At 71.5% G+C, this 13,247-nt stretch carries 10 protein-coding genes; 3 read left to right on the forward strand and 7 right to left on the reverse strand.

The features are described 5' to 3' along the window. Window positions 1-66: 66 nt before the first annotated feature. The gene (locus tag CA12_RS07510; protein WP_145358258.1) at window positions 67-711 is read right to left on the reverse strand and encodes a sigma-70 family RNA polymerase sigma factor; all 645 of its coding nucleotides are present in this window, start codon (window positions 709-711) and stop codon (window positions 67-69) included. A gap of 222 nt (window positions 712-933) precedes the next feature. Here CA12_RS07510 and CA12_RS07515 point away from each other — a divergent pair, with 222 nt between their 5' ends. Beyond that, the gene (locus CA12_RS07515; protein WP_145358260.1) at window positions 934-1,659 is read left to right on the forward strand and encodes a DUF6515 family protein; all 726 of its coding nucleotides are present in this window, start codon (window positions 934-936) and stop codon (window positions 1,657-1,659) included. A gap of 103 nt (window positions 1,660-1,762) precedes the next feature. Here the strand turns inward: CA12_RS07515 and CA12_RS07520 are convergent, their stop codons facing one another. The 4 genes from CA12_RS07520 to CA12_RS23100 form a co-directional block, all read right to left on the reverse strand. Further along, window positions 1,763-3,697: a TIM44-like domain-containing protein gene (locus CA12_RS07520; RefSeq protein ID WP_145358262.1), complete on the reverse strand. Its 1,935-nt coding sequence runs from the start codon at window positions 3,695-3,697 to the stop codon at window positions 1,763-1,765. Window positions 3,698-3,769: 72 nt separating this feature from the next. Beyond that, a complete protein-coding gene (locus tag CA12_RS07525) occupies window positions 3,770-6,127 on the reverse strand; it encodes a copper-transporting P-type ATPase (RefSeq protein WP_145358263.1) in 2,358 nt (785 codons plus the stop codon). Between the two features lie 118 nt (window positions 6,128-6,245). Beyond that, complete coding sequence (locus tag CA12_RS07530) at window positions 6,246-7,025, reverse strand: SDR family NAD(P)-dependent oxidoreductase (protein ID WP_145358265.1); 780 nt, start codon at window positions 7,023-7,025, stop codon at window positions 6,246-6,248. A 119-nt stretch (window positions 7,026-7,144) separates the two neighbouring features. After that, window positions 7,145-8,140 carry a DnaJ C-terminal domain-containing protein gene (locus CA12_RS23100; RefSeq protein ID WP_145358267.1) on the reverse strand — a complete coding sequence of 332 codons (996 nt, stop codon included), beginning with the start codon at window positions 8,138-8,140 and terminating at the stop codon, window positions 7,145-7,147. Between the two features lie 189 nt (window positions 8,141-8,329). Between CA12_RS23100 and CA12_RS07540 the strand changes: the two genes are divergently transcribed. Further along, on the forward strand, window positions 8,330-9,892 hold the full coding sequence (locus tag CA12_RS07540; protein ID WP_145358269.1) for a hypothetical protein: 1,563 nt from the start codon (window positions 8,330-8,332) through the stop codon (window positions 9,890-9,892). Window positions 9,893-9,907: 15 nt separating this feature from the next. Here CA12_RS07540 and CA12_RS07545 read toward each other — a convergent pair whose 3' ends face one another. Together CA12_RS07545 and CA12_RS07550 are read right to left on the reverse strand one after the other, a co-directional pair. Continuing rightward, on the reverse strand, window positions 9,908-10,252 hold the full coding sequence (locus tag CA12_RS07545) for a putative quinol monooxygenase (RefSeq protein ID WP_145358271.1): 345 nt from the start codon (window positions 10,250-10,252) through the stop codon (window positions 9,908-9,910). Window positions 10,253-10,277: 25 nt separating this feature from the next. Beyond that, window positions 10,278-12,068 (reverse strand): response regulator, encoded by a 1,791-nt coding sequence (locus tag CA12_RS07550; RefSeq protein WP_145358273.1) that lies wholly within the window; start codon window positions 12,066-12,068, stop codon window positions 10,278-10,280. Window positions 12,069-12,324: 256 nt separating this feature from the next. On the opposite strand from CA12_RS07550, the gene kdsA reads away from it, so the two are divergent. Beyond that, complete coding sequence (gene kdsA / locus CA12_RS07555) at window positions 12,325-13,197, forward strand: 3-deoxy-8-phosphooctulonate synthase (RefSeq protein WP_242688153.1); 873 nt, start codon at window positions 12,325-12,327, stop codon at window positions 13,195-13,197. Window positions 13,198-13,247 lie beyond the last annotated feature (50 nt).

Here is a 13,247-nt window from a genome sequence, read left to right on the forward strand (position 1 = left end):
TTAGGGAGCCGGCTCCAAGAAGGGACCGTCGAGGGGGCCGGCTCCCTGACGGTCGCGGTTCCAAGGCTACGGCTGCGCCGATTCGCCCAGCACCTTGCGGAGTCGCCGCAGGGCCCGCAGGTGCCGCATGCCGGCGGCGGGCTGGCTTAAGCCCAGCGCCTGGGCGACCTCGCTGTTGCCGAGGCCTTCGATATGTCGCATCAGCAGTAAATCACGGTCGTCCTCGCTCAATTCGTCGAGGGCGGCGACGAACTTCTCTTCCAGTTCTTTGCGAATGGTCGCCGCGGCGGGGGTCAGTTCGGCGTCTTTGAGTTGGGCGGCGAGGCGGACGCCGTCGTCATCGTCGTCGCCGGGGCGGCCGCTCGTCAGCGACTGCTCCCGATCGACGCTGCGCTTGGCGGCGACGCGGTGCCGGCGGTGCATGTCGATGATGCGGTCGCGGGCCAATTGCCGCAGCCAGAGGTGAAACGGCATCGAGCCGTCCGCCAGGAAGTCGTCCAGCCGTTTGTGGGCCTCCAGCAACACGTCCTGCACGACGTCGCTGGCGTCCACCCGACGCTGGACCTGCCGGTCCAGCCGCATGCGGACCAACCGTTCCAGGCTCCGCCGGTGGCGGTCCATCAGGTCGTTGCGGGCGTCGGTGCGGGCCGGGCCTTCGGCCCGCCCGGCGTCGGCGAGCAGTTGTTGCGTCTCGTCGGAGTTCGGCCACATCAGACGACGGGGGGAGACGGGGAGGACCAGCGGAGCGGGACACTCTAGCGGGAACACGGCCGCCGTCCGCGCACCGCCGGGGCTCCGACCCCGGGCTCGCTTGACGTACGGAACGGCGACCTGCACTAGACGACCTGCGAGATCGCCTACTAACCAGTGCATGCTCCCCGCCGGCTCCTCACGGATCAGGTCTGCCGGCCCCCACGGATCAGGAACAGAGTTATGCTTCCGCGCGTTCTCACCCTCGGCCCGCTGGTCGCCCTCGCCGTCATGGCGGTCGGGGCGGCGACGGCTCCCGCTCAGTCGTATCATCGTGGCGACGCCCGGCCCGTCTACCGCCCGGCTCAGGTCCATCGAGCCGACATCCACGACGATCGGCGGGACGAACCGTCGGCGGGCGAGCATTCGACGCTGCCGCGTGGCGCCGTCGTGGTGCGGGTCGGTTCGGCGACGTACTACCGGGACGGACGGCAGTATTATCAACCGGTCCAGCGTGCGGGACGCACCGTGTACGTGGCGACCGCCCCGCCCGTCGGCGCCGTCGTCACCGCATTGCCGAGTGGCAGCAGCCGGATCGTGATTCGGGGCGTGACCTATCACCGAGACGGCCAGACGTATTTCGCTCCGGTCCGCAACGGGCGGTCCGGGGAGTTCGTCGTCGTCGCCCCGCCGGCCGGCGCTTCGGCCGCCTCGCTCCCCGCCGGCTACACGACGCAACGGATCGGTTCGCAGACCTATTATTATGCGGGCGGCGTCCATTACCGGGCGGCCGACCGCGGGTACCAAATGGTCGAAGTGCCGTTGGGCTGGGAATCGTCGTCCCTGCCGGCCGGCGCGACGGCCGTGCGGGTCCAGGGCCGGCCGTATTATAAATCGGGCGACGTGTACTACGAGGCCCGCGTCTCGAACGGCCGTACGGTTTACGTCGCCAGCCGCTACCTCCGCTAGCCCCGCCGCTTCCCCCGACCGCCCGGCCGCGCGTCGCGCCGCCGGACGGTCGGCCGGGGTCGCAGGCCGCGGCGGGGAACGCACTGTCGCGGCGAGGTCTTGATTATATCGGTCCCCGCGTCGACCCGCGTCGGGGTCCGCGCTTTGATCGGCGGTCGTCCCGAATCACTTGGCGGGCCTGTCGGTAGAGCTTGGCTTCTTGGCGACGCACGGCGAGCTTGAGGTCCGCCGCCGTCCACCCGGCCCGGGCGGCGACCTGTTCCAGCAACCGGAGTTCCCGGCGGTCCAGCCGGCCGTCGATCAGCGCCGCCCGCACCAGGGCGTCCATCATCTGTTTGGCCTCGGCCGGGTCGTTCGGTAGGGCGAGCGCCGGCTCGGCGTCGCGGGCGCCTTCCAGCAGCCGCTCGGCCCGCTCCTCGGAGATCCCGTGATGCCGGGCGAAGGCGAGCAGGTCTTGGCGCTCCCGCTCGTGCAGGGAGCCGTCGGCCCACAGCATGCGCGCCATCGCCGTCAGCAGTTCGGCGTGGTTGCTCAGGCTCTCCGCGGCCAGCCGGGGCGGAGCGTCGTCGATCGAGGAGCGCAGCGCCTCGTGAACCAGCGGCTGGTAGGCGACCACGTCCTCCAGCACCCAGCCGTTCGAGCCGTCGTTCAGCGGGGCGCCGCAGAACGAACAGGCGTCGCGGCGGCTGGCGTCGATCGGGGCGCCGCAGGTCTGGCAGTTGGCCGAGGAGAAGGCCCGATCCACCGCCGAGACCGTCCCCCGTTTGCGTTTGAGGATCATCTCGTCCGTGCGGATGCGCTGCGGACCGTGCAGCCGCGGGTCGCGGCGATCGCCGGAGGCCGGCGTCGCCGACCACCGCACCATCACCCGCAACCGCTCGAAGCCGTCGTCCGGCCCGGCCCCGCCGGCGGGCAGGCAGCGGACCAGTTCCACCACGCCCACCGCGGGGGTCTTCCAGAAGCGATTCTCGCCCTGCCGCCAACGGCGGGGGATCGCGTCGGCCCCGCGCTGCACGACCGGGGCGGCGAGGGCGAAGTCGTCGTGATACTCGGCCATCATCGCCCGCCAGAAGATGACGGAGGCCCGGTCCTCGATCTGCTGCACATTGAGGTGTGGGTCGGTCCGCCGCAGTTCGTCCCAGCCGGGCACGGCGGCGGCGGCGGCGGGGACGACCCATTCCTCGTCCTGCGTGATCTCCGCCAGCACCCAGTCGTACTGGCCGGAGTTCACGATCGACCCGCACTGCGGGCACTCCGCCCGGTCCACGATCGCCACCGGCCCGCCGCAGTTCGGGCAGCGGCCCTCCAGGATGGAACGGTCGGCGCTGGTTTTCACCCCGGGCCGGCGGGAGAAGGACCAGACCTCCGTGAAAGGCGTCCGCGTGCGGTCGCTCCTCCCGGAGACCCGCTTCCCGGTGGTCAGGCTCTCGTTGTAGGTGATCGCCGCGGCGGCGATGCGGACGTGGATCGTGTCGAAGTGCGGGGCGGATTCCACGGAGACGATCTTGGCGGACTCGACCGTCACGTCCTTCATGCGATTGCGGAGGCCCTCCGCTTTTTGCATCCCGATATAGAGTTCGAACCGCTCGTGCACGCCATCGGAGAGGAACGCCCGGCAGGTGGAGAGGTTCTGTTCGCTCCAGGCGTACTGGGTGGTGAGGAACGCGTGGGAGACGCGATCGAGGAACAGCTCGACGGTGAAGCCGGGGTCGCGCTGCCGCACGGCCTGCAGGGCGTCGCTGCGGCGGTCCTGTTCCTGAACCTTCCTGCCCCGGCGGATCGTGCGACGGACGCGGGCGGTCTTTTCCTCCCGCTTGCCGTAGTAGAAGACGACCGCGACGACGATCCACAGCGGGATCATCACGTGCGGGTACAGGATCGTCAGCCGGACAAGGGCGACGATCGCCTCGCCGCCGCCGCCCGAGCCGCCGCCGCTTCCGCCGCCGCCGCTGTAACCGCCGCCGCCGCCTCCTCCCCCGCCGCCGTAACCGCCGCCGCCGCCGGCTTGGGCGATCAGGTGGGGGAACGGTGCGAACATACCGGGACCGGGGCGGGAGCGGCCCGGCAGTGTGGCGGCGGCGGAGCGGCGAAGAAAGCGGCCCCGGGGGCGTTAGCCCAGCTTCGCCCCCCGCAGCCGCAGGGCGTTGCCGATGACGCTCACGTCGCTGAAGGCCATCGCGGCGGCGGCGAGCATCGGCACAACGCTCAGCGGCACGCCGAACAGCGCCGTCAGCAGGCCCGCGGCGGCGGGGATCGCGCAGGCGTTGTAGACCAGGGCGAGGGCGAGATTCTGCTTGGCGTTGCGCATCACGGCCCGGCCCAGCCGTACCGCCCGGGCGATCGCCGCCACGTCCCCGCCGACCAGCGTCACGTCCGCCGCCCCGATCGCCACGTCGGCGCCGCCGCCGATCGCACAGCCCACGTCCGCGGCGGCCAGCGCCGGGGCGTCGTTCACCCCGTCGCCGACCATCATCACCTTGTGCTCCTGCCTTTGCAGCACAAGCACGGCGTCGTGCTTGTCCTTCGGGAGCATATCGGCCCGGATGTCGGCCAGTTCGATCCCCGCGGCCTTGCCAACCCACTCCGCGGCCCGCAAACGATCTCCCGTCATCATCCGCACGCTCAAGCCCAGCACCCGCAGTGCGGCAACGGACTCTGCCGCATCAGGGCGAATCGGGTCGTTCACCTCAAACCAATCCGCCGGCCCGAGCGGGCCGCCGGGCGTGGCGGCGACGGCGGCGTAAACGAAGGATAAAGACTCGTTCCGCGACTGTTCGGGGCCGTTCGGGTCATATTCAGACCACTGGATCGCGTCCGCTTTCTCTTGAATGAATCTTTCGGAGCCGATCAACACACGGCGTCCGTCCACGACGGCGGAGACGCCTCCTCCGGGGTGATTCTCGAACGCTTCGACAGTCGGGGCGTACTGATTGAGGTCGGTCTCTTCTTCCAACTCCCGGATGAGCGCCATGGCGAGGGGGTGTTCGCTGCGCCGTTCGACAGCGGCGACGATCGCCGCTGTCTCACCCTGTAAATTGTTTCCAGAGCCGACCACCCGCGGCTTGCCCTCCGTCAGCGTGCCGGTCTTGTCCAGCAGGACCGTGTCCACTTCGCTGAGCGCCTGCAGCGCCGCGGCGTCGCGGACCAGCACGCCGGCCTTCGCCCCGCGGCCGACGCCCACCGTTACGCTCATCGGAATCGCCAAGCCCAAGGCGCAGGGGCAGGCGATGATGAGGACCGACAGGGCGCTCACGGCTCCGACCGCCAAACGATCCGGCCGGTCGGAGAGCAGCGACCAGCCGGCGAACGACAGCACGGCGGCCAGCACCACGGCCGGCACGAACCAGGCGGCGACGCGGTCGGCGAGGTCCTGCACCGGCGCCCGGCTGCGGCGAGCCTCGGCGACCAGCGTGACGATCCGGGCCAGCACGGTGTCCGCCCCGACGCGCTCCGCCGTCATCGTGAACGACCCGCTGCCGTTCACCGTGCCGCCGGTGACGGCGTCGCCGGGCTCCTTGCGAACCGGGGCCGGCTCGCCGGTCAGCATGGATTCGTCCACATGGGAACCGCCCTCGGCCACCGTGCCGTCCACCGGCACCGCGGCGCCGGAGACCACCCGCAACAGGTCGCCGGGATGCACTTCGGACAGCGGCACCTCTTCCTCACGCCCGTCTTCGCCGACCCGGCGGGCGGTGGCGGGGGCGAGGTTCATCAAATCGCGGATCGCGTCGCCGGTGCGGCGGCGGGCCCGGCGTTCGAGCACCTGACCGAGCAACACCAGCGCGACGATCGTCACCGCCGCCTCAAAATAGACCGGCGGCAGCACGCTCCCGTCGTGGCCGCTCTCGCCGAACGCCTCCGGGATGGCGCCCGGCACGGCGGTGGCGATCACGCTGTAAATCGTCGCCGCGGCGACGCCCAGCCCGATCAGGGTGAACATGTTCGGCCGCATCGGCCAGAGGCTTTTCACCCCCCGTTCGAGGATCGACCAGCCCGCCCACAGCACGACCGGCAGGGCGAGGGCCAGTTGCAGCCAGCGGTTGGCCGTGGGCGAAATCCAGTCGTCGATCGGCAGGCCGACCATGTGACCCATCGCCAGGATCATCACCGGGACGGCCAGCGCCGTGGCGATCCAGAACCGCCGCGTGACCGCGGCGAGTTCGCCGGCGCTTTCGTCGCCGTGGCCGTGCCCGTCGCCGGGGCCGTGGGGAACGGACTCCTCGATCAGTTCGAGGTCCATGCCGCACTTCGGGCAGTCGCCGGGCTCGCTCCGCTCCACCTCCGGGTGCATCGGGCAGGTCCACACCCGTCCCGACGTCACCCGCCCCGGAGGCGCGCCGGCCAGGCCGGCGGCGGGGTTCTCCGGCACGCCGTCGTCCGCCCCGCAGCAGGACCCGCAGGCCTTCTTCGGCGGCTTGGCAGCAGGCTGAGCGGCGGGCGGGGCGTCGACGACGGGCAGGCTGGACACGGGGCGCTCCGATATGAAACGAGATGTGCCGTCATCCTAGATCGAGCGCGGGCCGCGGGAATCGGGGCATTCCCCCGGGGGGTATCCGAGCCAAGACGGAACGCTGCGGAACAAGCCCTCAGCGGGCGGTCCAGCCGCCGTCGACGGTCAGCAGGCTGCCGGTCATGTAACTGGACGCGGGGCTGGCCAGAAAGATGGCGGCCCCCTGGATCTCGTGCAGTTCGCCCCAGCGGCCCAGGGCGGTGGCGCCGACGATGAACGTCTTCGCCTCCTCAGTGTCGGCGATCGGGGCGTTCATTGGGGTGAGGAACGGCCCGGGGCAGATCGCGTTCACCGTGATCCCCGTCCTCGCCAACTCCAGGCCCAGCGTGCGGGTCAGCTGGACGACCGCCCCCTTGCTGCTGGCGTAGGGCGTGCGGTCGGCCAGCCCGACGACGCCCAATGTGCTGGCCAGATTGACGATCCGCCCGTACCCGCCGCGTTTCATCGCGGGGATCGCGTACTTGGAGCACAGCCACAGGCCGTCCACGTTGAGCCGCTGCACCGAACGGAACTGCTCCAGGCTCAGTTCCCCGATCGGTCCGCGGACGTTGATCCCGGCGTTGTTGACGAGGATATCGAGCCGGCCGAACTCCGTTTCGCAGCGGTCGATCATCCCGATCACGGCGGATTCGTCGGTGACGTCGGCGGCCAGCCCGAGCGCCCGCACGCCGTATTCGTCGGCGATGCGGTCCGCGGCGGCGGTCGCTTCGCCCTCAGTTCGGCTGACGAGGCAGAGGTCCGCCCCCGCCGAGGCCAGCCCCGCCGCCATCGCTTCGCCCAAGCCCTTCGACCCGCCGGTGACGAGGGCCACGCGGTCGGTCAGGGCGAACTGGGCGAGTCCCGGCCAACGAGCCATGGGCGGACCTGTGCGAACGGGGGAGCGATGATCGAGGAGCGGCAGCCGGCGTGAGACGCGCGGCCGGAGCTTGCGCTCCGGGCTCACGCTCAGCGTGCAATGCCGCTCTTCGAACGATCCTATCCGCCGACGGGCTGCCGCACGTCGGCGTCCAGCGTCTTCAATTCCTCATACAACGCCCGCTGGCGGTCGGAGAGGGTTTTGGGGACGACGATCTTCGTCTGCACGATCTGGTCGCCGTCGACGTTCGTCTTGGGATTGGGGACGCCCTTGCCGCGGAGCCGCAGCTTGGCGCCGCTGCCGGTGCCGGGGGGGATCGTCATGGTGACGGTCTCCCCGGAGAGGGTCGGCACGTCCACCCTGGCGCCGAGGGCGGCCTCGGCGGGGGTGAGGGGGAGGTCCATGACGAGGTTCGCCCCGTCGCGGCGGAACACGGGGTGGGCGGCGGTTTTGACGGTCAGCAGCAGATCGCCCGCCCCGGCGCCGCCGGGCTCCCCCTTGCCGACCAGACGCATCGTGCCGCCGTCGGCGATGCCGGCGGGGATCTTAACGGTCAGCGATTCCCGCTTGCCGCCGCGGTCGAGGTTCAGCTCGTACTCCCCGCCGCGGGCGGCGACGATGAAGGGCACGGTCACGGTCGTGCGGACGTCGGCCCCCTTGCGGGAGCGGGTTCGTCCGCCGTGGGCGCCGGCGCCGCCGAAGGGGCTCCCCCCGCCCCGCGGTCCCCGCCCCGCCCCGCCGAGGCCGCCCAGCAGATCGTTCAGGTCGAACCCGCCCTCGCCGAACAGGTCGCCCACGTCGACCTGCTGACCCCCGCCGAAGCCGCCCCCGCCGAACGGGCTCCCGCCGCCCCCGCCGAAGGGGCTGCCGCCGCCGGGCCGGCCGCCGCCGAACTGCTTGTAGTTGGAGCCGAAGCGGTCGTACTGGGCGCGTTTGTCGGCGTCGGAGAGCACGCCGTAGGCCTCGCCGACGGCCTTGAACGTCTCGGCGGCCTTGGGGTCGTCGGGGTTGCGGTCCGGGTGGTTTTCGCGGGCCAGCTTGCGGTACGCCTTGCGGATCTCCGCGGCGTCCGCGGTCCGGGAGACGCCGAGGGTTTTGTAGTAGTCGTCCGCCATCGCCGAGATTGGGCCCGCCGGACGGCGGGGGTCGTGGGGAAAGAGGTCGGGAGAGGTTCGGGGGCGGGCATCATACGGATCGACGCGGCGTCCGCCCCCCGGCTCGCCCCGACCCTTTCCGACGGGCGCCGATTGCGGTCCGCGACGTTGCCGTGACGACCGCGTCCCCGTCCCGCCCCGCCCGCACCGATGCTCGCCTCGCCCCTCGCCGCCGTCTTCGCCGGGCTGCTCCTCGCCGCCGACCCACCGCCGGAGCCGGACCCGCCGGCGGTCGTTCTTCAAGAACCCCAGGAAGCCCCGGCGGACCGGCCGGAGAGTCCGGAGGTGCGGAAGCTGACCGTCTCCCCCGCCCCGCTGCCGGACCCGCCGCTGCGGTACCGGCTGACGATGCCGGAGGAGGACCGACGGCCCGGCAGCGCCGTGACGTACTGGTATCGGGCCGAGTTGGTCCTGACCCAGGCCGAAACGAACCGCGTACGCGATGCGGAGGGCGAACCGGTCCGCTCCCTTCAGGAGATCGCCGGCGAACTGTTACTGAGCGACTCCTCGGACCAACTGACGCCGGAGCGGATCGGCCGGGCATTCGGCACAGTCTCTTGGGAGGAAATGCAGGTTTTTGAACAGATGGAGGCGGCCGCCCGTCGGGGGCCGGCGGACTGGGGGTTCGGTCTGGACGGGATCGACGGGCGGGAGTCTGTCTCGTTCCTGCTGCCGGAGATTCAGGAGGTCCGCGGCCTGGCCCGGCTGATCGCGTTGCGGGGTCGGGCACGGGTCGGGCGGGGCGACCTCGACAAGGCGCTGGCGGACGCACGGGTCGCGCTGCGGCTCTCCGAGGACGCCGGCCGGGCGCCGTTCCTGATCGCCGATCTGGTGGGACTCGCGGTCGGCACAATCACGCGAGATCACCTCATCGAGGCGATCGTCGCGGCGCCGGACTCGCCGAATCTATACAACGCCCTCGCCGAACTGCCCGACCCCGCCGCGGGGCTGGCGGACAGTTGGGATTTCGAACTGTCGCTCCCCCACCGCTTCGCGCCGTGGCTGAAGGACGCCGAGACGCGGGACTGGTCTGCGGAGCGATGGCGGACGGCGTGGGTGGAGTTGTATCGGGACATTTACGAATTGGACGGCCGCGGCGAGACGGACCCTGAAGACGCGGCCGCGGCGGTCGCCCGGCTGCTCGCCGACCGGGCCCCCGCCGAACGGGCGGCACTGATCGAAACCGGCATGAACCGCGGTGCCGTCGAAGCGATGCCGGCGGGGCAGGTCCTCGCCGTCGCCGAGGGGCGGACGTGGCGACGGGTCGCCGACGCCGCCCGCGTCGCCCTCGCGCTCCCGCCGCGGGACGCGTACGCCGCATTGGCGAACGTCGAAGCCATGATCTTCGCCGCGGGCGGGGTCGAGGAGGCGCCGGACCGCGGCGGGGAGTTCGATCTCCGCGGTCGCGAGACGGGCTTGGCGTCGGTGACCAATTTGCCGGCGATCCGGCGAGCGTATCAGGTCGTCCTGCGGGCGAAGACGGACCTCGCCGCGCTGCGGACGATCGAGGCGCTACGGGCCCACGCCGCGACGGCCGGGGCCTTTCCGCAAAGCCTGAGCGAGGTTGATGCGGTTCCGGTTCCGGACAACCCCCTCACCGGCGAGGCGTTCGGCTACCAGTTGGAGGGGGAAACGGCGGTGTTGAACGTCGTCCGGCACCCGACCCTCACGTCGGTCAACCGGATCTACCGGCTCACGCTGAGGGACGAATAGCGGCCGCCGGAGTCTTCAAACCGCCGTTAATTCATGCACCCGCAGTTCCGCGAAGCAGTCCATCAGCGTCTTCGGGATCGGCGGGTTCGAGCCGGGGGCCGGGGGGCCGAACAGCGTCGCCAAATGCTTCAGGTGCGCGATCAGCGCCCCGCGGTCGGCCCAGACCTCCCAGAGAATGAAATGAGCCGGGTCGTCGTCCGCGACGTGATACCGATAGAACAGGCAGCCCGGCTCCGTCTTGGACGAGGTCGTCATCGCCTCGATATGGCCGCGGAACTCCTCCCGCTTGTCCGGTTTAATGTGCACCTCGAAGTGCAGCACGACCTGATCGGCGGCGGAGGCGGGGGGGACGTCGGGCATCTCGAATCCGAAGCGGTTTGAAGCGTCAGGCGACGGCGGTTTCCAGTTCGCTCATCAACTGGTCCGGCCGGAAGGGTTTATAGAGCACGCCGTGCAGGCCCTCGCGGCGGGCGCGGACGATGCTGTGGCCCGGGTCGTAGCCGAAGCCGGTCATAAAGATGACCGGCAGCCCGGGAGCGTGCTCGCGGAGGGCGCGGAAACAATCGTAGCCGCCGGCGGGCACCTCCGCGGGCAGCGCGTCCTCGGCGGGGGGGCCGTCGGCGGCCCTATCGGCGGCCTGTGCGGCGTCGGCGGCCTTGTCGGCGACCTGTGCGGGCGGGGCCGGTTCGTCGCCGTCGTCCTCGTTGCCGGGGGGCAGGCGGACGTCCACCAGGGCGGCGTCGTAGGGGAAGCTGCGGGCCATCATCAGCGCCTCGCCGACGTTGTGGGCGGTCTCCACCTCGCAGCCGGCCCGGCCCAGCAGGGCGTGGGCGGCGCTGCGGACGCGGGCGTCTGCGTCCGCCACCAGCACCCGGGCTCCCTTGAGCGTCGGCCGCACCGGGCCGTCCGGCAGCGGGGAGCGGGTCGGCTCGGGCCGCAACTCCTCGCCCACCCGGTGGATCAGCGATTTAATCTCCCGGCTGCGGGTCAGCACGCGTTTGAGCCGGTCGGACATCTCCCGTCCGTGGCCGATATATTTCTCCAGCAGCCAGGCGGAGTCCCGGAGGATTTCGTCCAGCGGACCGGCGACCTCCCGCAGCGTGCGCTCCGTGCTCTCCCGGGCGGTGCTGTATTTTTCCGCGACCAATAACTCCAGCGTGTGCAGCGCCGCGGCGATCTCCCGGGCGAACAATTCGGCGAAGCGGACGTCGTCCTCCGTGAACGCGGCCGGCTCGCGGCTTTCGACGTTGAACGTGCCCAGGATCTGTTCGCCCAGCACCAGCGGGACCGTCAACGCGCTGCGGGCGCCTGGGGCGCCGGGCAGATAGTGCGGGTCGCAGGCGGTGTCCTGGCAGAGGTACGGCTTGCCGGTGGCGGCGACCAGCCCGGTGGCGCCGTTGAACTCCGGGGCGGCCCGCAGCGGCAACTCGGCGACGCCCTCCCCCATGCCGGAACTGAGCAGCGACCGCAGCTCCCCGGTCAGGTCGTCCAGCAGGCGGATTTCGACGGTGTCGAACTCCATCAGATCGCGGGTGAACTGCAACACCTTGCCGCGGAGCAGTTCGACGCGGTCCTCGGCGGTCATGTCGGGCAGTTCCTCCGGCATGAGGTCGCCCAGTTCCTCGCCGGCCCGGCGGATGGCGTCCAGCTTCTGCCGTTGGCGCACTTCCGAGGTGACGTCCCGCACCAGCACGACCGCCTGTCCCGCGGCCGGACAGCCGTCCGCGTTCACGGCGACGGCGTCGGCGGTCGCCCCGTTCGCCCCGCCGACCGCGGCCCGGGCGGTCAGCGGGGTCGCGGTGAGGGCGAGGAAGCGATCGTTGACCTCCAGCACGTTCTCCGCCGATTCGCCCACCCCGCAGGGACGCGCACGGCCGGCCAGCACGCCGGCGATCGGGCAGCCGCCGGAGCGGAGCAGGTCCGCTTCACGATGCGTCGCCCCGCACAGATCGTAAAAGTCCCGGCCGAGGGGGGCGAAGTCGGCGGCGTCGAGGTTCAGCACCTCGGCCAGGCGGCCGTTTTCCCACACCACCGCACAGTTCGAGTCCACCACCGCCACCGCCTGCGGCAGCCGGGCGAGAATCGCGGCGGGGTCGATCGCGGCGGGAACGGCGTCGGCGGCGCCGGGGGGGGGTGAGCCGACGCCGGCAGGATCGAGATCGGCGGAGACGGGCACCGGGGCTCCGGGGGGACAAGCAGAAGTCATTCTACGATACGTCTCCCCGCGGACCAAACGATGACCTCTGCGAGTGCCGCGGCGACCGGCCGGGCCGCGACGCCGGATCGCCCGGTCGAACGGAAAACGCGGGCCGGCCGACGGAAAACGCGGGCGGGCGGGCCAACGGCCCGGGCGGGCGCCGCGTAGGAACGGCGCCGCGATGGCGATATCGTCCCGCCCGTCGCCCCGCCCCCTTCGCCCCGTGCCCGCCGCCGTGTCCGCACCGTCTGTTTCGCCCGGCCGGGTTTCGTTGGGACGGGTGCCCGGGGCGGACGGGCTGTCCCCCTGCGGGCCGGGGGAGCCGCTGTGCTTCATCCTCGGCCCCTGCGTGATCGAGAGCGAAGCGTTCACGCTGCGGGCCGCCGAGACCGTGGCGAAGATCGCCGGGGACCTCGGCGTGCCCGCGGTGTTCAAATGCAGCTTCGATAAAGCGAACCGCACCAGCGCGAGCAGCTTCCGCGGCCCCGGTTTGCAGGAAGGTCTGCGGATTCTGGAGAAGGCCGGGGCCGAAACGGGCCTGCCGCTGACCACCGACGTGCACCTGCCGGATCAGTGCGACGCCGTCGCCCAGGTCTGCGACGTACTCCAGATCCCCGCGTTTCTGGCCCGGCAGACGGACCTGCTGGAAGCCGCCGCCGCGGCAGTGGTGGCGCACGGCGGGGCGGTGAACGTGAAGAAGCCGCAGTTCGTCGCCCCGGAGGACACCCGCCACGCCGTCGAGAAACTCCGCGGCGCCGGCTGTGCGGACGTGCTGCTGACCGAGCGCGGCAGCACGTTCGGCTACGGGCGGCTCGTCAACGATTTCACGGGGCTGGCGGTCATGGCCGGGTTCGGCGTGCCGGTGGTGTTCGACGCCACCCACAGCGTGCAGCGGCCGGGCGGGGCGACGACCGGCGGGAACCGGGCCGCCGTGCCCCCGCTGGCCCGGGCCGCCGTCGCCGCCGGGGCCGACGCGGTGTTCCTCGAATGCCACCCCGACCCCGACCGCGCCCAGAGCGACGGCCCGAACCAGGTGGACTTCAAAAACGTCCCCGCCCTGCTCCGCAGTCTCGTCCGGCTGCGCGAGGTCGTGCTGAGCCTCGACTGAACCCCGCCCGGCCCGACCCCGCCCCGCTTCCCCGTCGCTTTCTCCCGAAG

It is taken from the genome of Alienimonas californiensis, assembly GCF_007743815.1.
In the GTDB taxonomy this organism is placed as follows: Bacteria; Planctomycetota; Planctomycetia; order Planctomycetales; family Planctomycetaceae; genus Alienimonas; species Alienimonas californiensis.